16 protein-coding genes, 3 tRNA genes and 1 pseudogene are annotated in these 18,796 nt (G+C 71.4%); 9 read left to right on the forward strand and 11 right to left on the reverse strand.

The window, feature by feature from the left end:
- The first annotated feature begins 120 nt into the window (after positions 1–120).
- The 3 genes from ACZ7CD_RS30915 (at position 121) to ACZ7CD_RS30925 (ending at position 3,301) form a co-directional block, all read left to right on the forward strand.
- Entirely contained in the window at positions 121–1,035 is a 915-nt protein-coding gene (locus ACZ7CD_RS30915; protein WP_470380268.1) for an AAA family ATPase, read from the forward strand.
- Positions 1,036–1,572: 537 nt separating this feature from the next.
- Positions 1,573–2,112 carry a tetratricopeptide repeat protein gene (locus tag ACZ7CD_RS30920; protein WP_470375633.1) on the forward strand — a complete coding sequence of 180 codons (540 nt, stop codon included), beginning with the start codon at positions 1,573–1,575 and terminating at the stop codon, positions 2,110–2,112.
- A gap of 64 nt (positions 2,113–2,176) precedes the next feature.
- Complete coding sequence (locus ACZ7CD_RS30925; protein WP_470380269.1) at positions 2,177–3,301, forward strand: hypothetical protein; 1,125 nt, start codon at positions 2,177–2,179, stop codon at positions 3,299–3,301.
- Positions 3,302–3,393: 92 nt separating this feature from the next.
- Here ACZ7CD_RS30925 and ACZ7CD_RS30930 read toward each other — a convergent pair.
- The 4 genes from ACZ7CD_RS30930 to ACZ7CD_RS30945 form a co-directional block, all read right to left on the reverse strand.
- Positions 3,394–3,467 (reverse strand) — tRNA-Lys (locus tag ACZ7CD_RS30930).
- Between the two features lie 66 nt (positions 3,468–3,533).
- Entirely contained in the window at positions 3,534–4,151 is a 618-nt protein-coding gene (locus tag ACZ7CD_RS30935; RefSeq protein ID WP_470371291.1) for a lysoplasmalogenase, read from the reverse strand.
- A gap of 29 nt (positions 4,152–4,180) precedes the next feature.
- Positions 4,181–4,903, reverse strand: a complete 723-nt coding sequence (locus ACZ7CD_RS30940; protein ID WP_458434050.1) for an anti-sigma factor — start codon at positions 4,901–4,903, stop codon at positions 4,181–4,183.
- On the reverse strand, positions 4,900–5,502 hold the full coding sequence (locus ACZ7CD_RS30945) for a sigma-70 family RNA polymerase sigma factor (RefSeq protein ID WP_470380270.1): 603 nt from the start codon (positions 5,500–5,502) through the stop codon (positions 4,900–4,902). The genes ACZ7CD_RS30940 and ACZ7CD_RS30945 overlap by 4 nt, the downstream gene beginning before the upstream one ends.
- Before the next feature lie 221 nt (positions 5,503–5,723).
- Between ACZ7CD_RS30945 and ACZ7CD_RS30950 the strand changes: the two genes are divergently transcribed.
- A complete protein-coding gene (locus tag ACZ7CD_RS30950) occupies positions 5,724–6,380 on the forward strand; it encodes a fasciclin domain-containing protein (RefSeq protein WP_458434049.1) in 657 nt (218 codons plus the stop codon).
- Positions 6,381–6,412: 32 nt separating this feature from the next.
- On the opposite strand, the gene ACZ7CD_RS30955 is transcribed toward ACZ7CD_RS30950, so the two are convergent.
- The gene (locus ACZ7CD_RS30955; protein WP_360401005.1) at positions 6,413–7,198 is read right to left on the reverse strand and encodes an ANTAR domain-containing protein; all 786 of its coding nucleotides are present in this window, start codon (positions 7,196–7,198) and stop codon (positions 6,413–6,415) included.
- 261 nt (positions 7,199–7,459) lie between these two features.
- Between ACZ7CD_RS30955 and ACZ7CD_RS30960 the strand changes: the two are divergent.
- Positions 7,460–8,209 (forward strand): annotated as a pseudogene (locus ACZ7CD_RS30960) (ANTAR domain-containing protein); the annotation flags it as partial.
- 224 nt (positions 8,210–8,433) lie between these two features.
- Positions 8,434–9,132 (forward strand): GAF and ANTAR domain-containing protein, encoded by a 699-nt coding sequence (locus tag ACZ7CD_RS30965; protein WP_470380271.1) that lies wholly within the window; start codon positions 8,434–8,436, stop codon positions 9,130–9,132.
- Between the two features lie 13 nt (positions 9,133–9,145).
- On the opposite strand, the gene ACZ7CD_RS30970 is transcribed toward ACZ7CD_RS30965, so the two are convergent.
- Positions 9,146–9,892: a class I SAM-dependent methyltransferase gene (locus ACZ7CD_RS30970; RefSeq protein WP_470380272.1), complete on the reverse strand. Its 747-nt coding sequence runs from the start codon at positions 9,890–9,892 to the stop codon at positions 9,146–9,148.
- Between the two features lie 224 nt (positions 9,893–10,116).
- Between ACZ7CD_RS30970 and ACZ7CD_RS30975 the strand changes: the two genes are divergently transcribed.
- Positions 10,117–11,715 (forward strand): glycoside hydrolase family 64 protein, encoded by a 1,599-nt coding sequence (locus ACZ7CD_RS30975; protein ID WP_470380273.1) that lies wholly within the window; start codon positions 10,117–10,119, stop codon positions 11,713–11,715.
- A 100-nt stretch (positions 11,716–11,815) separates the two neighbouring features.
- On the opposite strand, the gene ACZ7CD_RS30980 is transcribed toward ACZ7CD_RS30975, so the two are convergent.
- Positions 11,816–11,889, reverse strand: a tRNA-Lys gene (locus tag ACZ7CD_RS30980).
- Positions 11,890–12,174: 285 nt separating this feature from the next.
- Here ACZ7CD_RS30980 and ACZ7CD_RS30985 point away from each other — a divergent pair.
- Entirely contained in the window at positions 12,175–13,305 is a 1,131-nt protein-coding gene (locus ACZ7CD_RS30985) for a L,D-transpeptidase (protein WP_458434043.1), read from the forward strand.
- Between the two features lie 155 nt (positions 13,306–13,460).
- On the opposite strand, the gene ACZ7CD_RS30990 is transcribed toward ACZ7CD_RS30985, so the two are convergent.
- The 3 genes from ACZ7CD_RS30990 to orn all read right to left on the reverse strand — a co-directional run bounded on the left by ACZ7CD_RS30990 (position 13,461) and on the right by orn (position 15,956).
- Positions 13,461–15,086 carry an ABC-F family ATP-binding cassette domain-containing protein gene (locus tag ACZ7CD_RS30990; RefSeq protein WP_470376304.1) on the reverse strand — a complete coding sequence of 542 codons (1,626 nt, stop codon included), beginning with the start codon at positions 15,084–15,086 and terminating at the stop codon, positions 13,461–13,463.
- A 125-nt stretch (positions 15,087–15,211) separates the two neighbouring features.
- Positions 15,212–15,284: transfer RNA gene (locus tag ACZ7CD_RS30995), tRNA-His, on the reverse strand.
- 66 nt (positions 15,285–15,350) lie between these two features.
- Positions 15,351–15,956 carry an oligoribonuclease gene (gene orn / locus ACZ7CD_RS31000; RefSeq protein WP_458434041.1) on the reverse strand — a complete coding sequence of 202 codons (606 nt, stop codon included), beginning with the start codon at positions 15,954–15,956 and terminating at the stop codon, positions 15,351–15,353.
- A 72-nt stretch (positions 15,957–16,028) separates the two neighbouring features.
- Between orn and ACZ7CD_RS31005 the strand changes: the two genes are divergently transcribed.
- A complete protein-coding gene (locus ACZ7CD_RS31005) occupies positions 16,029–17,549 on the forward strand; it encodes a helicase HerA-like domain-containing protein (protein WP_470380274.1) in 1,521 nt (506 codons plus the stop codon).
- Here ACZ7CD_RS31005 and ACZ7CD_RS31010 read toward each other — a convergent pair.
- Complete coding sequence (locus tag ACZ7CD_RS31010) at positions 17,481–18,746, reverse strand: MFS transporter (protein ID WP_470380275.1); 1,266 nt, start codon at positions 18,744–18,746, stop codon at positions 17,481–17,483. The genes ACZ7CD_RS31005 and ACZ7CD_RS31010 overlap by 69 nt on opposite strands.
- Positions 18,747–18,796: the final 50 nt, after the last annotated feature.

The following is an 18,796-nucleotide window of genomic DNA, read 5'->3' on the forward strand; positions in this document are numbered from 1 at the left end:
AGGACTGCTTTCCGCGTCAGCACCGCAAATGGCCTGAGCGATAACTCAGCCGTATCAGCGGAACTGGTCCGCAGGAGTGACGCGCGGGATTTCTGCGCATTGCTGTGGATGATGGGAAATGTGGACCACGGGTCGAGCGCGGTCAGCAACCAGGCGGTGGGGGCACGGGGGCCGGTGGTCCAGGCCGGCACCGTGCACGGGGGCGTCCACGTGCACCCGGACACCGCGCAGCGCCGCCACGTCCCCCGCCAGCTGCCCGCTACCAGCAGGTACTTCGTCGGCAGGTCGGACGCGCTCGCGGCGCTGACGGCGCTGGCGGAGACCCCGGCCGGGCGGGGGAACCGGGTCTGCGTGGTCGAGGGAGCACCCGGCGTCGGCAAGACGTGCCTGGTCACGCGGTGGGCGAGGGACGTCGTCGAGCGGTTGTTCCCCGACGGGCAGATCTACCTCGACCTGCACGGGTTCACGCCCGGACAGCCCGCCGTCAGCCGGGACCGGGCCACACTGGCGTTGTTGTCCGCGCTGCGGGTACCTCCCGGCGAGGTGCCGCCGGACAGCGACGAGCGAATGGCTCTTTTCCGCGATCTGGTGCACGACCGCTCTTTGTTGCTGGTGCTCGACAACGCGCGGGACAGCGGTCAGGTGCAACCGCTGTTGCCCGGTGACGGGTGTTTCGTGGTCGTCACCACGCGCCGCAGCCCCGCCGCGCTGCACGCGTTGTACGGCGCGGAGGTCCTGCGACTGGGAACGCTGACGCGCGCCGAGTCGCTGGAGCTGTTCGAGAACCACCTCGGCGCCGAACGGGCCGGTGATCCGCGGTCGCGCTGCTCGCCGAGGAGTGCGCCGACCTGCCGCTCGCCGTGTCGATCGCGGCGGCCTCCGCGGTGCAGCACCCCGGGATGGACCTGGAGCGCTTCGCGGGGGAGCTGCGGGAGCACGGTCTGCGGCTGGACATCCCCGCCGCCGACCTGGGCGCGGTCATCTCCAGCTCGTACGACCTGCTGTCGGACGGGGCCGCCCGCACGGTGCGGTTGACGAGCCTGTGGCCCGGTGACTCCTTCAGCGTCGAGGGCGCGGCGGCGGTGAGCGGGCTGACCGTGCGGGAGGCCGGCGGCCACCTGCGCGAGCTCACGTCGCACAACCTGCTGCTCGCCGACGCCGGCCGGTACCGCTTCCACGACCTGCTCCGGGTGTTCGCACGGGAACGGTGCGCGGCCGTCGACCCGGACGAGGTGCGCCGCGCGGCGATCACCGGCTTCCTCGACCACGCCCTGCACACCGCCCTCCGCGCCGACCGCGTGCTGAACTCGCACCGGCGGCCGATCGACACGCCCGCCCCGCCCGAGGGGATGGTCCTCCCCGCGGTGGAGGGCTACACCGAGGCGGTCGACTGGTTCGCGGCCGAGATCACGGCCCTGCTCGCCGCCGCCCGCATCGCGTTCGACCAGGGGGCGTTCGCCCATGCGTGGATGATCCCGTGGGCGCTCACCGACTTCCTGCACCTGCACGGCCGGTGGCAGGACTGGGCCGACTGCCACACCACCGCGCTCCAGGCCGCGGGTGCTGGCCGACGTGGCCGCCGAGAACCGCGTCCTGCGGTCGCTGGCCAGGGCGTACGCCGAGCTCGGTGAACCGGCGAAGTCGGCGGAGTGCTACTCGGCCGCGCTGGAGAACTACCGCCGCTGCGGCGACACCCACGGCGAGGCCAACTGCCTCAACGGCAGGGCCGGGAGCCACCTGTACGCGGGCAGGCCGGAGGAGGCGTGCGACGACGCCACCGCCGCGCTGCGGATCTACACCGCCCGCGCCGACCTGGCGGGACAGGCGAGCACGGTCAACCTCCTCGGCCGGGTCCGCACCGCGCAGGGGTCGCTGGACAGCGGGGTCGTGCTGCACGCCAAGGCGGTGCGGCTCTTCCGGCGGCTCGGCGACCGCTACGGCCAGGCGCAGGCGCTCGACGCGATGGGCGTCGCGCTGTCCTCGGCGGGACGACACCGGTTCGCGTTCGTCTGCCACCGGCGGGCCGTCGAGCTCAACGAGGAGCTGGGGAGCACCGTCCACCTGGCCCGCTCGCGGGAACGGGCCGCACTGGCGCTGGAGGCTTCGCGGTGAACATGCTGTTCCTGTCCGCTGAGGCGTCGGACGGCGAGCTCGTCTCCGCCCTGACCTGGTGGTCATGGTCCTGCTGCCGGTGGTGGCCGCCGCGGCGCTGTACTGGTCCGGTTCCCGCGAGGAGGTCGGTTCGCAACGGGACCTGCGCCGACGGCTGGGACACGTCGCCACGGGGGTCGCCCTCGCCGGCGCCTGGCTGTCGGGCGTGGTGTTCGACGTGGTCGTGGCGCTCGACGACGTCCCGGTCCGCAGCACCGTCCTGCTCACGATCCTGGGCGGTGGCGTGCTGGCCGTGCCGCTCCTGGTCCTGACGACCAGGCCGAGCCGCACCAGGAAGGTGGGGAGCAGGAGCCACTGGATGCCGTTCCTCTCGATCGGCAAGGCGCTCACCCTGGCCGTCCCGGTGGGACTCGCCGTCATCCACCTGACCGGTGGTCCGCACGTCTTCGTCGTGCCGTTCATCGTCCTGGCGAGCCTCTTCCTCGACGCGGCGCTGCGCAAGGACAAGGCAGAGGCGGAGAGGGACGTGGTCCTCCAGGCCGGCGCGGTGGTCTACATCCGCGGGTTCCGCCGCGAGCTCGACCTGTTCGCGCACACCTCCGCTGACCACGGGGTGAACACCGGGCTCGGCATCACGTACAAGCCCAACCGGTTCCGCCGCGGCAGGGCGTCGTTCGCCGAGTTCCTGGAGCCCACCGCCAGCGAGCTGCTGGGACGCTGGCAGCACATGGAGAACCTGCACGACCGCCTGCCCCTGCACGGGGGAACGGCGGCCTACACGGCCGACAAGGAGTGGCGCGAGCAGTTCGCGTGGCTGGTGGAGCACTCCCGCTGCGTCATCACGTTCCCGCACCCGTACCGGCAGCTGAGCTACGAGCTGGCGGTCATCAGGAAGGCGGGCGCGTACACGCGGCTCTTCCTGCTCTCCTCGCCGGAGTCCCCTTCTCGCCGGAGCGCCCTGCACGCGCGCCGCTGGGCTGCCGTCGCCGCCGCGGCTGCCCAGCCCCACAAAGACTTCGGCCTCGGCGGCTGCACCCTCGAAGACAACCCCGGGCCGGGCGCGGTCATCGCGTTCGACGACGACTGCAAGGCCGTCGTGCTGTGCCGGAACGCGAAGACCCCGGCCGACTACGTCCAGGTCGTCCGAGCCCGCCTGGAAGCGACCAGGAACGTCGGGAACCAGCAGTAGCCGTGGGCCGAGGTCGAGCCGGTGGTGGTCTGCGACGAACCCGCACAAAAGGAGAAGCAGGTCGAGACGAATCTCGACCTGCTTCTCCGGTGTACGCCGCCAGGGACTCGAACCCCGGACCCGCTGATTAAGAGTCAGCTGCTCTAACCAACTGAGCTAGCGGCGCTTGTTTGTGTGCCGGTGTCCTGCTCGTTCCGACGAGAAGAACGTTAGCACACGCCTGGGAACCGTTTTACGAGGGCTCCCCCCGACCCTGCGCGAAGCCGGTGTGCAGCAGCCACTGCGCGGCCGTGTAGGTCGGCATCACCCCGGCCGACGCGATGCGGGCGGCACGTCCTTTGAGGACGAACCGACTCGCGCCGAGCAGCGCGTCCGAGGTCATGAACAGGGTTGCGCCGCCGAGGACGCGGCGGGCGCCGGTGCCGCGGGCGGTGGACGCGGCGGCGACCATCGTGCCCAGGGTGAGGGCGTAGAGGGCGACCGGGCGTCCCAGCGGGCCGGCCGCGCGGCCGAAGAGCGCTGCGGCGGCTGCGGAAGCGGCGACGATCGGCACGACGGCGCCGCGGGTGCCGGGGCGGGAGCGGCGGGCCAGTGCCGCCGTGTACCCGAGGTGGGCGGCCAGGAACGAGAACAGGCCGGTGCGGAACGCGCGGTCGGAGTCGCCGAGCAGGGCCACGTCGCCCGCCCACGAGCCGGCGAGGCCCACGGCCATGCCGGGGTCGCGGGGTGGGCTGGCGACCGCCAAAGCGGGCATCAGCGCGGTTTTCGTCACCTTGCGCACGGAGGTGGTGCGGCGCGCGGCCGCGATCGAGTCCACGACCGCGGCCAGCGCGTAGGCCTGTTTCTTCACGTGCGCAGCCTAAAGCGGCCGCGGCACCGTCACGCGACGGTGATCTCCATCACCTTCTCACCGGTGGGGGTGGGCGAACCTCCTTGTGGCTCAACGGTGACGGCCACCCGTTCGGCGCCGGTGACGCCGCCGGTCAGCAGTGGTGCCGAGCCCGAGGGGAGCACGCCGGCCGAGTGCGGGCCGTCGGAGTTGATCACCCACAGCTGGTAGACGCGGTCGGTCGGCGGGGCGGGCATCGAGCGGCTGAGGAACAGCAGTTCGTTGCGGCTGGGGGAGATCACGGCGGTGGCGGTCGACCCGGCCGGTCCGTTCGCGGTCACCAGCCTGGCGTCCGGTGTGGACAGCAGGTCGGAGAACCGGCCGTACTCGCTCGCCAGCTGGGTCAGCTGGTCCTGCGACGAGTCGGAACCCGTGACCTGCACGGTCAGCACGACGGCCGCGACCAGGCAGGCGGCGGCGAGAAGGCCGCCGGCGGGACGCCAGCTGCGGGAACGGGCGGCGCGCGGGGTGTGCGGGGGCAGCTGGCGGGTCTCGCTCGCCGCCGCCAGCACGCGGGCGCGCAGGTGCGGTGGGGGCGTGAACTCGACGGCGACGCCCAGGCGGGTCGCGGTGGCCGCCAGCTCGGCGACCTCCACGGCGCAACCGGCGCAGTGGGCCAGGTGGGTCTCGAACGCGGCACGTTCGAGGTCGGACAGGGCGTTCACGGCGTAGGCGCCGGTGAGCGTGTGCAGATCGGGGGACGTGGTCCTCATCCGGTCACCCCCATGCAGTCGCGGAGCCGGATCAGGCCGTCGCGCATCCTCGTCTTGACCGTGCCGAGCGGCAGGCCCAGCAGGCTCGCCACCTCGGGGTAGGAGTAGCCCTGGTAGTAGGCGAGCACGACGGACTCGCGCTGCAGCTCGGTGAGGAAGCTCAGGCAGCGGCGCACCTGGCGTTGCTCGAACCGGCCGGAGACCTGCTCGCTCACCTCGTCGAACGGCCGCGCGGGGTCGAGCCGCGCCACGTGCTCCTCGCGGTTGCTCGCCGCCTGCGCGGACCGGACCCGGTCCACGGCACGGCGGTGCGTCAGGGTCATGATCCAGGTCGTGGCACTGCCCCTCTCGGGGTCGAACCTCGTCGCCGTCCGCCACACCTCGAGCATCACCTCCTGGAACACCTCCTCCGACTGCGCCTGGTCCCGCACCACTCGCCTGATCAGGCCGAACACCGAACCGGACACCACGTCGTAGAGCCGTTCGAACGCGGCCTCGTCACCGCGCGCGACCAGGGCCAGCAGCTCGTCGGCTGACGGTTCGGCCGGCTGGCCGGTGGCCGGTGGCAGGCCGTGCAGCGGCCGCTCGAGCTTCGGCATCCTGCGTCCTCTCCTGGAGCGTTGTCCTCTGGTGTTCGCAGCAGGAGCGCGAATGGATCGGTCGGTGTCCGACTGACTGGTTGAAGCGCAGGTCACCGCCCTCGACGCCGACTGTGGGCGACGGCTTCGGGTAACGGATCGATAACCGCACCCATCCGCTCACCGGGGGGTCGCGAATCACCGGCAGCAACCGCTCGACCACTCCCTGGAGATGTCCTGTCATGAACAAGACCGTCCGCACCACCGTCCTGGCCGTCGGCGCCGCCTCGCTCGCCCTCTTCGGCGCGGCCTGCGGCTCGGGTGACACGGCCGGCGGCAGCTCCACCACCGCGACCACGTCGGCGACCTCGATGGCACCGCCGTCCTCGTCGGCGATGGCCGACCCCGCCTCGAACCTCGTCGGCCCCGGCTGTGCCGACTACGCGAAGCAGGTGCCGTCGGGTGCCGGTTCCGTCGCGGGCATGGCCGCCGACCCGGTCGCCGTCGCCGCGAGCAACAACCCGCTGCTCACGACGCTGGTCAGCGCCGTGTCCGGCAAGCTCAACCCGAAGGTCGACCTGGTCTCGACGCTCAACGGCGCCGAGTTCACCGTGTTCGCGCCGGTCGACTCGGCGTTCGCGAAGATCGACGCCGCGACGATCGAGAAGCTCAAGACCGACGACGCCCTGCTGACCAAGATCCTGACCTACCACGTGGTGCCCGGCCAGATCGCGCCCGACAAGATCGCCGGCGACCAGAAGACCGTGCAGACCGGCACCGTCAAGGTCAGCGGCTCCGGCAACGCGCTGAAGGTCAACGACGCCAACGTGATCTGCGGTGGCGTGAAGACCGCGAACGCGACCGTCTACCTCATCGACACGGTCCTGATGCCGGCCTGACCCTCGTCGGTTGAGCTCACCAGAGGCGCTGCTCAGGAACCCGTGACGTTCCTGAGCAGCGCCTCGGCGACGTCGCGCAGCTTCCTGTTCTCCCGCTGGGACTGCTGCACCAGCATCGCGAACGCGTCGTCCGCCGTGCACGCGTGCACCGCCATGAGCACGCCCTTGGCCTGGTCGATGACCGCGCGCGAGACCAGCGCCGCCTCCAGGTGCTTGACGTGCTCACGCGAGCGCTGCCACTGGTGGGAGTTGCCGATCGACGCGCTGGCCGCCGTCGAGAAGAGCCGCATCAGGCCCTCGTCGAAAGGGTCGAACGCCGCCGTGCTGTAGCTGTAGATGTTCAGCGAGCCCACGTGCCGCGCGTCGCTGCGGTCCGAGGCGGGCAGGACCGACGGCACGGACAGGTAGGCCCGCACGCCGTGCCGGCTGGCGCAGGACTCGAACTCCGGCCACACGCGGGCGTTCTCGCCCACGACGGCCCGCACGGGCTTGAGCGTCCGCGCCGCCTCCAGGCAGGGACCGCGGTCCGCGTGGAACTGCGCCTCGTCGATCTCCACGAACACCTTGTTCGTGGCCGCCGCCGTCCGCGGCCGTTCCGGGTCGACGGTGACCGTCACGACGTCGGCGTCCTGCACCGCCGTCGCCGCCGTCTCGGCGAGCCGTTGCAGCACCTGGTCGAGCGGTTCCTCCGCGGAGATGTTCTCCTGCAACGCGGTGAGGGCGGTGGTCGCCTCGTCGAGCCGTTCCACCGGGTCCGACCGGTGGCTGTCGGCCCACGACGCGGCGGGCAGGTCGGGCAGCGTCGTCTTGTCATCCATGCCGCGGTGCCTTCCGTGGGAGAGCGACTTCGGCGCTGGATGCTCAACGCTCGGAGGGGAATCCTACGACCCGGCACCGACCGGCGTGCACACCCGGCGCGGTGATCTCGAACGCGAAGTGCGCCGGGGTTCCGCACACGGCAAGGTGGGAGGTGCACACGGTCGCAGAAGGGGGCGGTGGAGGTGCCGTACGTGCCACCCAGCGCGGCGGACTGGCGCCGCGACAGGGACCGGTTCGCCGCGGACGCGCGCCAGGCGGTCCTGCGCGACCGCCCACCGGCCCGCGACCACGGCGCACCGCTGGGGCCGCTGGCCCAGCAGTTCGCCACGCTGACCTGCTCGCTGCTCGACGCCACCACCGCCGGAGAAGTGCTGGAGCAGGTCGTGCGGGCCGCCGTGCTGTTCGTGCCGGGTGCGGAGCTCGTCAGCGTCACGCTGCGCTCACCCGACGGACGGTTCCACACGCCGGTCGAGACCGATCCCGTGGCGGTGGAGCTGGACCGGCTGCAGTACGACCTGCACGAGGGGCCCTGCCTCGACGTCGCGGAACCGTCCGGGCCCGCCGTCGTGACCGCGACCGGCCTGGCCACCACCCCGTTCTGGCCCCGGTTCGGCCCCGCCGCCGCGCAGCTGGGGATGGGTGCCGTGCTCGCCACCGCGCTGCTGCCCGGCGTCCGGCCGCCGCGGTTGTCCGGCGCGCTCAACATCTACACGCGCACGTCCTCCGGCCTGGACGAGACGGCGCAGGCGGCGGCGTTGCTGCTCGCCACCCACGCCTCGCTGGCGCTGGCGCACACCGGCGCGGTCGGTGCCGCCGAGCTGCAGGCCCAGCACCTGCGCCGCGCGATCGACTCCCGTGACGTCATCGGGCAGGCCAAGGGCATCCTGATGGCCCGGCGCGGCCTCACCGCCGACGAGGCGTTCGACCAGCTGCGGCACACCTCGCAGCAGCTCAACGTGAAGCTCGTCGCGATCGCCGAGATGGTCGCGAGCGGGCACCCCGGCCTGGACCCGTCAGGGGGAGACCGGCCGGAGGGAGACCTGCCACACGGAGATCAGCCGGAGGGGACCCTGCCGGCGGGGGACCAGCCAGCGGGGAAGTTGCCAGGGGGAACCCCGCCGGTGGGCGCCCCGCCGGCCGGGGACGAGCCTGGAGAAGACCTGCCCGGCGGCCCCGGTCCGGCGGGCTGACCGGCGGCCGGGACGCGCTCGCGGGAGGGCAGGCGGGACGACGGGTGGACGAGCGACGCCGACACCGGCTCAGCCGGCTGGTGGCCGAGTGCGGTGCGGCCGGTGCCGCACTGGGCCGGTCGCTGTGCGCGGCACTGCCGTCGCAGCTGCCGGGCGTCGACGGCGCGGCGCTGGTCCTGCACGGCAGCGACCGGGCCGAGGAGCTGGTCGGGGCGAGCGACCCGTGGGCGGCGGGCCTGGCGGAGGAGCAGTTCACGCTCGGCGAGGGTCCCGTGCCCGCCGCGATCGGCGCGGGCGAGCCGGTGCTGGCCGGTGACCTGGCCGCCGAGTCCGCCCGGTGGCCCGCGTTCACCGCGGCGGCGAGGGCCGGTGGGCTGGCGGCGGTGTTCGTGTTCCCGCTGCGGGCGGACACGGCCGTGCTGGGCACCCTCGCGCTGTACAGCAGGCGGGCGGGCGACCTGTCGGAGGACGCCGCCGCCGATGCCGCGGTGCTGGCCGACCTCGTGACCCGCGCGCTGCTCGCACAGCACGAGCGCATGGGCGACGAGGAACGGCTGCGCGTGGACCTGGCGTACCAGGAGGTGAACATGGCCTCCGGCATGCTGGCCGTGCAGCTGGGGGTCAGCCTCGAAGAGGCGTTGGTGCGGTTGCGCGCACACGCCTTCGCCACCGGCCGGTCGGTGCGGGAGTTGGCGAAAGACGTTCTGGCACGGCGCATCCCGCTGAGCCGGCTGGCCGACTGACGGTCCACAAAGGTCAGTCGTGCGCGACGACGAGGCGGAAACCGGCGTCCCACTCGTCGAGGGCCAGCAGGTCGCGGTGGTCCTCCTGCCACCGGCCGCTGGCCAGGTCCTCCCGCAGGCGGCGGACACCGCGGTCGACGGCGGCGGGATCGGTCTGCGCGAGCGCGGAGCAGGCACGGCGCACGCGCGGGTCCAGATAGGCGGCCGGGCGGCGCCAGTGCGCGGGGAACACGCCATCGGTGAAGTCCCAGGGCACCGGCAGCGGCGTGACGCTGTCGGCCCCCAGCTCCTCGGCGACGTCGGCCGCGGAGGGCCGGGTCAGCTCCAGCGCGGCGATCTCGGGCACGTACTCGCGGACGAACCAGAACTCGACGTGCCGGCGCGGCTCGTAGGCGAGCACCACCTGCCGCGGCGCCACCCGGCGCAGCTCGGCCAGTCCGGCCCGCCAGTCGGTCCAGTGGTGGACGGTGAGCACGGCCAGTGCGGCGTCGGCGGCGTTGTCGCGCAACGGCAGCGACTCGGCGACCGCGCGCACGGCGGGTGCGGCGCCGTGCGGTCGTTGCCGGATCATCTCCAGGGACGGCTCCAGCGCGAGCACCGTCCGCCCGGCGGGTTCGTAGGACCCCGTGCCCGCGCCCACGTCGACGACCGTCCGCGCGTCGCCGAGCGCGGTGAGGACGGCCGCCTCCCAGCGCGGGTCAGTGCGGCGGCCCAGTGAGTACCCCGCGCCGATGTCGTCGTACAGCTCCGCCCCGGCCATGCCGAACCCCCCGGTCGATCGACTGACGGGCAGCCTATCGCCGTTCACGAACGGCTTGCCGGCACACGGAGTCCGGCTTCCGGTATTGACAGGGTTCGTCTCCGCGCACAACCATGGAAGCGCTCTCATAACCGGTCTGGACCAGTTGTCGGACCGGAGGACCCCGGCCGCCCTGAAGCCGGTCGGGGACCTGCCGGCGGAGCACCCCCTGCACAAGGAGTCCCATGCGCACTCGAACGAAGTGGTGGAGCGCGCTCGCCGCACTGGCGGCGACCGTGTCGACCGCCGTCGCGATCCCGCCCGCACAGGCGATCGGCCCCGACCTGCTGCCGCTCACCGTCACCAACAACAGCGGCCGGTCCGAGGCCGTGCACCTGTACGTCCTGGGCACCGACATCCGCAGCGGCCGCCTCGGCCACGTCAACCAGGCCGGCGCCTTCACGCCGTGGTCGCCGGGCGGCAACCCGCCCACCCCCGCACCGGACGTGTCGATCGCCGGTCCCGGCCAGGGCGGCACCGCCACGCTGAAGGTGCCGCGGTTCATCTCCGGCCGCGTCTACATGTCGTTCGGCGAGAAGCTCAAGTTCTTCCTGACCCCCGACGGCCTGGTGCAGCCGGCACCGTGGGCGTCCGGCGACCCGAACAGCGGCATCCTGTTCGACTGGAGCGAGTTCACCTACAACGACGCCGGCCTGTGGCTGAACAGCTCCCAGGTGGACATGTTCGCGGTGCCGCACGCGGTGACCGTCACGGGCGCGAGCGGCACCACGAAGAAGACCGGTGAGCTCAAGCCCGGCGGGCGCGACGCCGTCATCAACGGCATCCGGAACCAGTCCGGCTGGGGCGGGTCGGTCATGTCCCGTTCGGACGGAACCGTGCTGCGCGTGCTCGCACCGGGCAAGGCCGCCGACGTCGGCCAGTTCGACCGCAACTACCTCGACCCGTACATCACCCAGGCGTGGAACGCCTATGCGGGCAAGACGCTGACCGTGCAGCCGTTCGGCGACCGCCCGGACGTGAAGTACTTCGGTCGCACCTCCGGCGCCACCATGAACTTCACGAACACGTCCGGTCAGCAGGTGGCGTCGTTCAGCAAGCCGACGACCTCGAACGTGTGGGGCTGCGACGGCGCCCTGCACGCGCCCAACGACCAGGTGGTCGGCCCGATCGCCCGCACCCTGTGCGCCGCCCTGCACCGCAGCACGCTCGGCCGCATCGACGTGCAGCCCGGCGGCGGCCCCGCGGACTTCTACCAGGGCACGATCACCAACCACTACTCGCGGCTGGTGCACCAGAACATGGTGGACGGCAAGGCGTACGGGTTCGCGTTCGACGACGTGCAGGCGCAGGAGTCGCTGGTGCACGACGGCGACCCGCGCTCGGCCGGCATCGTCCTGACCCCGTTCACCGGCGGCGGCTCCACCCCTCCGCCCGCGAACGGCTTCAGCAGCGTCGTGAGCGACTGGCACGGCAAGTGCATCGACGTGCCGAACTGGAACTTCGCCGACGGCCAGCGCCTCATCGTGTGGAACTGCACCGGCGGCACGAACCAGCGGTTCGAGTGGGTCAACGGCACCCTGCGCACCGAGAACAACAAGTGCGTGGACGTGGCGTGGGGCTCGACGGCCAACGGCGCGGCCGTGCAGCTCGCCACCTGCTCCGGCAACCCGGCCCAGCAGTTCGTGCTGTCCGGTGCGGGCGACCTGGTGAACCCGCAGGCGAACAAGTGCGTCGACATCGCGGAGTGGAACCCGGACAACGACGCCGTTCTGCACATGTGGGACTGCGTCGGCGGCGCCAACCAGAAGTGGCACCGCGGCTGACATCGCACACGGTTTCGCAACCGGGGCGGAAACGGAGATCGGGAACAGCTCCGGAAATGCAGAGAAGCAGGTCACAAATCTGTGACCTGCTTCTCTGGAGTACGCCGCCAGGGACTCGAACCCCGGACCCGCTGATTAAGAGTCAGCTGCTCTAACCAACTGAGCTAGCGGCGCTTGTTTGTGTGCCGGATGTGGTGCTCGTTCCGACGGGAAGAACGTTAGCACACGGCTGTCGCACGCTCCCAATCGGCTGGTCAAGGGTGGTTTTCGGGTGCATCGGGCACGTAACGATCCGGCCACTCGCGCAACGTCACCGAGCGAGCTGGCGTCACCTGTTCGGGGGACGCCAATACGAGCACGTGCGGGCAGTCTCGGGAGTGCGACGAGTAGATCGGAAGTGCGTCGATGGGGATGTGGGGCAGGCGCGGTCGCGGGGTGGTCGCAGCGGGGGTCGCTGTGATGCTGATCGCAGGGTGTTCGGGTGGCAGCGCGGGGGGCTCGGGTGCCGCCGAGACCCCGTCGAGTGCTCCTCCTCCGCCCAAGCCCGTCACGCTGACGCTGGCGTTGAACGACGGCGCGGTGGACGTCTCGCCCGGCCTGCCGGTCATCGCCACCGCGGCGGACGGGAAGCTCACCGAGGTGACGCTGACGAACCCCGACGGCAAGGTCGTCGAGGGCAAGCTGAACCCCGAGGGCACGCAGTGGAACAACATCGAGCCGCTCGGGTACGCGAAGACCTACAAGCTCACCGCCACGGCGACGGGTGCGGACGGCAAGCCGCAGACCAAGACGTCGTCGTTCACCACGGTCAAGCCGCGCACGCTCACCTACGTGTCCACGAACCCGGTGGACGGCACCACGATCGGCGTGGGGCAGCCGCTCGCGTTCTACTTCGACGAGCCGGTGGCCGACCGGGTCGCGGCCGAGCAGATGCTGGAGGTCACCACCGAGCCCAAGGTGGAGGGCGCCTTCTACTGGTTCAACAAGAAGGAAGTGCACTGGCGGCCGCGGGAGTTCTGGGCGGCCGGCACCAAGATCACGATGCACGTCAAGGTCTACGGCAAGCACGTCGGTGACGGCATCTACGGCCAGGAGGACCGCGTCATCACGACCACCGTCGGCGACGCCGTCATCCACGAGGCCGACGGGCAGACCCACCAGGTCGTGACGAAGGTCAACGGCCAGGTCGTGCGCACCATGCCGACGTCGATGGGCAACGCCGCCAACACCACCCCCACCGGCACGTACGTGCTGATGGAGAAGCACTCGCACATGATCATGGACTCGACCACGTACGGCCTCGCGCTGGAGAACGGCGGCTACAAGACGCCGGTCGACTGGGCGTACCGGATGTCCAACAGCGGCATCTTCTTCCACAGCGCCCCGTGGTCCGTCGGCGACCAGGGCCGCCGCAACGTGAGCCACGGCTGCCTCAACCTCTCGCCGGAGAACGCCAAGTGGGTGTTCGACAACAGCAAGCAGGGCGACGTCGTGATCGTCCGCAACTCCGGCGGGCCGGTGCTGGAATCGTGGGACGGGTTCGGCGACTGGCAGGTGCCGTGGGAGACCTGGGTCAAGGGCAACCGCTGAGCAGGTTGCCCGATGTTGTGCCTGTGACGCCCCGAAGTCTCGCCCCTGGCTCGCCTGGGCAACAACGAGGAGGGGGCGGGCAAGACTTCTGGCAACAGGCTTAGAGCATCGGAAAGGGGCCGCGCCACGTCGGGTGCGGCCCCTTCCGCTTGTCCTCAGTGGACCGTCACCTGGCCGTCGGCCACGGTGACGCGGCGGTTCACCTGCACCGCCTCCAGCATCCGCCGGTCGTGCGTCACGAGCAGCAACGTGCCGGTGTAGGTCTCCAGCGCCTGCTCCAGCTGCTCGATCGCCGCCAGGTCGAGGTGGTTCGTCGGCTCGTCGAGCACCAGCAGGTTCACCCCGCGGCCCTGCAGCAGCGCGAGCGCCGCCCGCGTCCGTTCGCCGGGGGACAGGGACGCCGCCGGGCGCAGCACGTGCGCGGCCTTGAGGCCGAACTTCGCCAGCAACGTCCGCACGTCGCCGGGCGTCATGTCCGGCACGGCCTCCTGGAACGCGTCCACGAGCGGCAGCGGGCCCAGGAACAGCCCGCGCGCCTGGTCCACCTCGCCCACCACGACACCGGAGCCCAGCGTCGCGTGGCCGGAGGACAGCGGGGCCCGGCCCAGCAACGCGGCCAGCAGCGTCGACTTGCCCGCGCCGTTCGCGCCGGTGATCGCCACCCGGTCCGCCCAGTCGACCTGCAGGTCCACCGGGCCCAGCGTGAACGAACCGCGGGAGACCACCGCCGCCCGCAGCGACGCCACGACCGCGCCGGAACGGGGTGCGGCGGCGATCTCCATCCGCAGCTCCCACTCCTTGCGCGGTTCCTCGACGACCTCCAGGCGTTCGATCATCCGGTCGGTCTGGCGGGCCTTCGAGGCCTGCTTCTCGGTGGCGTCGGCGCGGAACTTGCGGGCGTTCTTGTCGTTGTCGCCCGCCTTGCGCCGGGCGTTCTTCACGCCCTTCTCCATCCACGCGCGCTGCATCCGGCCGCGGGCCTCCAGGGAGGACTTCGTGTCGGCGAACTCCTCGTAGTCGTCACGGGCGTGCTGCCGCGACCGCGCGCGTTCCTCCAGGTACGACTCGTAGCCGCCGCCGTACGAGCGCACCTGGTTCTGGTGCAGGTCGAGCTCCAGCACGCGGGTCACCGTGCGGGCCAGGAACTCGCGGTCGTGCGAGACCAGGACCGTGGCGGCGCGCAGGCCCGTGACGAACTTCTCCAGCCGCTCCAGGCCGTCGAGGTCCAGGTCGTTGGTCGGCTCGTCGAGCAGGAACACGTCGTAGCGGCTCAGCAGCAACGACGCCATGCCCGCCCGTGCCGCCTGACCGCCGGAGAGCGACGTCATCAGCGCGTCCAGGCCCGCGGTCAGGCCGATGTCGGCCACGACCTCCAGCGAGCGTTCCTCCAGGTCCGCGCCGCCCAGGGCGAGCCAGCGGTCCAGCGCGTCCGAGTAGCCCTCGTCGTCGCCCGCGGTCAACGCCTCCGTGGCGCGGTCCAGGTCGGCCTGGGCCGCGGCGACACCGGTGCGGCGGGCCAGGAAGTCCCGCACGGTCTCGCCCTCGCGGCGGTCCGGCTCCTGCGGCAGGTGCCCGACGTTCGCCGAGGGCGGGTTCAGCGAGACGCGGCCCGACTCGGCGGGGATCAGCCCGGCCAGGGTCTTCAGCAGCGTCGACTTGCCGGCGCCGTTGACGCCCACGAGCCCGATCACGTCGCCGGGCGCGACCACCAGGTCGAGGCCGGAGAACAGGACGCGGTCACCGTGACCTGCGGCGAGGTCCTTCGCGACGAGCGTGGTCAACCAGGTACTCCAACGCTGGGGGGTTCGGGGGCCGAGCCCCCGACTGGGGTCTGGGGGCTCGGCCCCCAGAAAACACCGAAGCCGGGCTATATCTGCGCTTTCCGCAGATATAGCCCGGCTGCTCGGGTGAGTGACGGGACTTGAACCCGCGACACCTGGGATCACAACCCAGTGCTCTACCGGCTGAGCTACACCCACCATTGCCAGTCGTTGACCGGCGAGGAAAGCATAGCAACGGCATCCACCGAGATAAAAATCAGGGGTCTAGTCGACGTTCTTCAGCAGGTCAGCGGCCACGGCCTGGGCCTGTTCGCTCGTCGGTCCCGGCTGCGGCACGAACGCCGTGCGCCGGTAGTACGCGAGCTCCCGGATCGACTCGACGATGTCGGCGAGCGCCCGGTGCGCGAGGCCCTTGCCCGGCTGCGCGTAGTAGATCCGCGGGTACCAGCGCCGGCACAGCTCCTTGATCGACGACACGTCGACCATCCGGTAGTGCAGGTGCGCGTCCAGCGCCGGCATGTCGCGGGCGATGAACCCGCGGTCGGTGGCGATGGAGTTGCCGGCCAGGGGAGCGGTCCGGGGGTCCGGCACCCACTCCTTGATGTAGGCGAGCACGGCCGCCTCTGCCTCCTCCAGCGTCACCGCGGAGGCGCGCACCTCCTCGGTCAGGCCCGACCTGGCGTGCATCTCCATGACGACGTCCGGCATCGAGGCCAGCACTTCGTCATCCGCGTGGATCACAACGTCCACGCCGTCGCCGAGCACGTTCAGCTCGGCGTCCGTGACCAGTGCCGCGATCTCGATCAGAGCGTCCTTGCCCAGGTCGAGTCCGGTCATCTCGCAGTCGATCCACACCAGACGATCCATCACGCCCCGAACATTACTGCGCGGAGCGTCAACTTCGAGTGGCGGCGTGCAGCAACCTGGTTACGCTCCCCGTGCATGACGGCTCAGGCTGAGATCGCTGCGGGATACGCCTCCGAGGGCGCGGCCATCGAGCTCGGTGCCGTGCTGGTCGGCGATCAGGTGGAACCGACCGCCCACGTCCGCATCCCGTTGTCCATGGTCAACCGGCACGGACTCGTCGCCGGCGCAACGGGAACGGGCAAGACGAAGACCCTCCAGCTGCTCGCGGAACAGCTCTCCGCCCACGGCGTTCCGGTGCTCATGGCGGACGTGAAGGGCGACTTGTCCGGTCTGTCGCGGCAGGGGGAGGTGAGCGACCGCACCACCGCCCGCGCGCAGGACACCGGCGACGACTGGCAGCCGCAGGCCTGCCCGGTCCAGTTCCTCTCCATCGGCACCGGCGGCATCGGCGTGCCGCTGCGGGCGACGGTCACGAGCTTCGGACCGATCCTGCTGTCGAAGGTGCTCGGCCTGAACGACACCCAGGAGTCGACGCTCGGCCTGATCTTCCACTGGGCCGACTCGAAGGGCCTGCCGCTGCTCGACACCAAGGACCTGCGCAGCGTCGTCCAGCACCTCACCGGCGACGAGGGCAAGGGCGACCTCAAGGGCATCGGAGGCGTCTCCAGCGCCACGGCGGGCGTGATCCTGCGGGCGCTGGTCAACCTGGAGGCGCAGGGCGGCGACCGGTTCTTCGGCGAACCGGAGCTCGACCCGGCCGACCTGATGCGCGAACGCGACGGCAAGGGCGTCGTCAGCCTGCTCGAACTGGCCGAGCTGCAGGGCAACCCGGTGCTGTTCTCCACGTTCCTGATGTGGCTGCTGGCGGAGCTGTTCGAGACGCTGCCGGAGGAGGGCGACGTCGAGAAGCCCAAGCTGGTGTTCGTCTTCGACGAGGCGCACCTGCTGTTCGCGAACGCCTCGAAGGCGTTCCTCGACCGGGTCACCCAGACCGTGAAGCTCATCCGGTCCAAGGGGATCGGAGTCTTCTTCTGCACCCAGCTGCCCACCGACGTCCCCAACGAGGTGCTGTCGCAGCTCGGCGCCCGCGTCCAGCACGCACTGCGCGCGTTCACGCCGGACGACCAGAAGGCGTTGGCGCGCACGGTGAAGACGTACCCGACGACACCGCACTACGACCTGGAGAAGGCGCTCACGTCCCTCGGCATCGGCGAGGCGGTCGTCACCGTGCTCAGCGAGAAGGGCGCGCCGACGCCGGTCGCGTGGACCCGGCTGCGCGCCCCGCGGTCGTTGATGGACACCATTGGCACCGACGCGATCAGGCAGGAGGCCCAGGCGTCCGACCTGCACGGCAAGTACGCCGAGACCGTGGACCGCGAGTCGGCCTACGAGCAGCTGATGGCCAAAGTCGCGCCACCGCACCAGGAACGAGCCCAGGAAACTCCTCCTCCGCAGCGGCGGGAGGAGGAGGAACCGGGGCTCGTCGAGAAGGTCCTCGGCAACAGCGCCGTGAAGTCGTTCCTGCGGTCAGCGGGCAGCGCCCTGGCCCGCGAGATCACGCGGGGCGTCTTCGGCACCTCGCGCAAGCGACGCTGAGAGCACCGCGGCACCGGTGCAGAGCGCGCCCGCGACGTACCAGGCCAGGTCGTAGCTGCCCAGGTGGTCGCGGGTGAGCCCGGCAGCGGACGCCGCGATCGCCGCGCCGACCTGGTGCGAGGCGAACACCCAGCCGAACACGACAGGACCGGACACGCCGAAGTACTGGCGGCACAACGCCACCGTGGGCGGCACGGTCGCGACCCAGTCCAGGCCGTAGAAGATGATGAACACCAGCATCGACGGGTGCGCCGACTCGCCGAACAGCTGCGGCAGCAGCATCAGCGACAGCCCGCGCAGCGCGTAGTAGGCCGCCAGCAGCATCCGCGAGTCGACCTTGTCGGTCAGCCAGCCGGACGCGATCGTGCCCACGACGTCGAACACGCCCACCAGCGCCAGCAGCCCGGCCGCGGTCGTCGTGGGCATGCCGTGGTCGTGCGCGGCGGGGATGAAGTGCGTGCCCACCAGGCCGTTCGTCGAGGCGCCGCAGATCGCGAAACCGCCGGCCAGCAACCAGAACGGCCGGGTCCTGGCGGCCGAGAGCAACCCGCCGATCGCCCGCCGTGCCGCGCCACCACCGGGCGGCGGCGGGGTGTCCTCGGTCGCGCCCAGCGGCAGCAACCCGACGTCACGCGGGTACTCGCGCAGGAAGAACGCCGCCAGCGGCACCACGGCGAGCGCCGCGATGCAGATCACCAGGGACGCCGGCCGCCAGCCGTAGCTCTCGGACAGCCATGCCACGGTCGGCAGGAACACCAGCTGCCCGGCCGCGCCACCCGCGGTCAGCACACCCGTGACCAGGCCGCGGTGCCGCACGAACCAGCGTCCGGTGATCGTGGCGACGAACGCCAGCGCCATGGAGCCGGTGCCGAGCCCGACCACCACGCCCCAGAGCAGCACGAGCTGCCACGACTCGGTCATGAACACGGTCAGTCCGCTGCCGATGGCGACCATCGTCAGCGCGTAGGTGACCACGATCCGCACGCCGAACCTGTCCATCAGGGCGGCGGCGAACGGCGCGGTCAGCCCGTACAGCAACAGGTTGATCGAGATCGCGAGCGAGATCGTGCCGGTCGACCAGCCGAACTCGCTCTGCAACGGCTCGATCAACGCACTCGGCGCCGCGCGGAACGACGCGGCACCCACCAGGGCGATGAACGACACACCTGCGACAACCCAGGCCCAATGCAGTCTCACGCCGACAAGGTTCGGTGATGACCGACCCGGCGACCAGTGGCCCGATGGCC

Source organism: Lentzea sp. NPDC036949 (assembly GCF_055608075.1).

Bases quoted from the DNA above. Each gene is read 5' to 3' on its own strand.
- ACZ7CD_RS30925 (WP_470380269.1), top strand. From the start codon at position 2,177: ATGGTCCTGCTGCCGGTGGTGGCCGCCGCGGCGCTGTACTGGTCCGGT.
- ACZ7CD_RS30940 (WP_458434050.1), bottom strand. From the start codon at position 4,903: ATGAGGACCACGTCCCCCGATCTGCACACGCTCACCGGCGCCTACGCC.
- ACZ7CD_RS30945 (WP_470380270.1), bottom strand. From the start codon at position 5,502: ATGCCGAAGCTCGAGCGGCCGCTGCACGGCCTGCCACCGGCCACCGGC.
- ACZ7CD_RS30950 (WP_458434049.1), top strand. From the start codon at position 5,724: ATGAACAAGACCGTCCGCACCACCGTCCTGGCCGTCGGCGCCGCCTCG.
- ACZ7CD_RS30955 (WP_360401005.1), bottom strand. From the start codon at position 7,198: ATGGATGACAAGACGACGCTGCCCGACCTGCCCGCCGCGTCGTGGGCC.
- ACZ7CD_RS30970 (WP_470380272.1), bottom strand. From the start codon at position 9,892: ATGGCCGGGGCGGAGCTGTACGACGACATCGGCGCGGGGTACTCACTG.
- ACZ7CD_RS30975 (WP_470380273.1), top strand. From the start codon at position 10,117: ATGCGCACTCGAACGAAGTGGTGGAGCGCGCTCGCCGCACTGGCGGCG.
- ACZ7CD_RS30985 (WP_458434043.1), top strand. From the start codon at position 12,175: ATGCTGATCGCAGGGTGTTCGGGTGGCAGCGCGGGGGGCTCGGGTGCC.
- ACZ7CD_RS31005 (WP_470380274.1), top strand. From the start codon at position 16,029: ATGACGGCTCAGGCTGAGATCGCTGCGGGATACGCCTCCGAGGGCGCG.